At 47.7% G+C, this 750-nt stretch carries 1 pseudogene; it reads left to right on the top strand.

What is annotated here, in order from left to right:
* Window positions 1-41: 41 nt before the first annotated feature.
* Window positions 42-750: pseudogene (locus MUW49_RS18715) on the top strand (ISAs1-like element ISKpn9 family transposase); the annotation flags it as partial.

The raw sequence follows: 750 nt of genomic DNA, 5'->3' as shown, positions 1-750 counted from the left end.
AAGCTGTAAATAGTCGAGATCTTAACCAACTGTTTATTATTATGGCCCAGAAGTCTTTGCTCGACTACCTTGAATCAATCCCAGACCCACGCAATCAGGCCAAGTGCTCACATATCTTGTCAGAGGTTGTTTTCATGGCCATTTGCGCCATGATGTGCGGTTTTGATACTTGGAGCGAGATTACCTTGTTTGCTCAAGAGCGAGAGCCATGGTTCCGGCGCTGGCTGCGCTTGCCTGGCGGCATTCCATCACACGATACATTCAACCGCATCTTTGCCACTCTGCCTCCCGCCAGTCTGAAATCCATTTTTCAAGCGTGGATCGGCGACATCATGGGCGATGAAAAACTGGTTGGCCAACTAGCGGTTGATGGTAAAGCTCTTCGTGCTACCGCTAAAGGGCGAGGAGCCAACGTTGTTCATATGGTCAATGTCTGGTCAACTGAGCTGGGAATGTGTGTTGGCCAGCAAAAAGTCGCTGACAAATCTAACGAGATCACGGCAATACCTGAGCTACTCCAACTTCTTGAATTAAAAGGGTGTTTGGTCAGTATTGATGCAATGGGTACACAGGTCAAAATTGCTGACACCATCCTCAAGAAGTCGGGGGATTACCTGCTTGCGGTGAAAGACAACCAACCTAGCCTCAATACTGAAGTAAAAGAACAGTTCCAAGCGTATTGGGATAAGAATGAAAGCGATGTTTCGGGGCACGGCTTTACTGAACAATTTGACTCAGAACATGGGCGAA

Source organism: Aeromonas sp. LsrichE-8G, from assembly GCF_022869435.1.
GTDB lineage: Bacteria > Pseudomonadota > Gammaproteobacteria > Enterobacterales > Aeromonadaceae > Aeromonas > Aeromonas caviae.
This window is presented reverse-complemented; position numbering and strand designations above follow the sequence as displayed.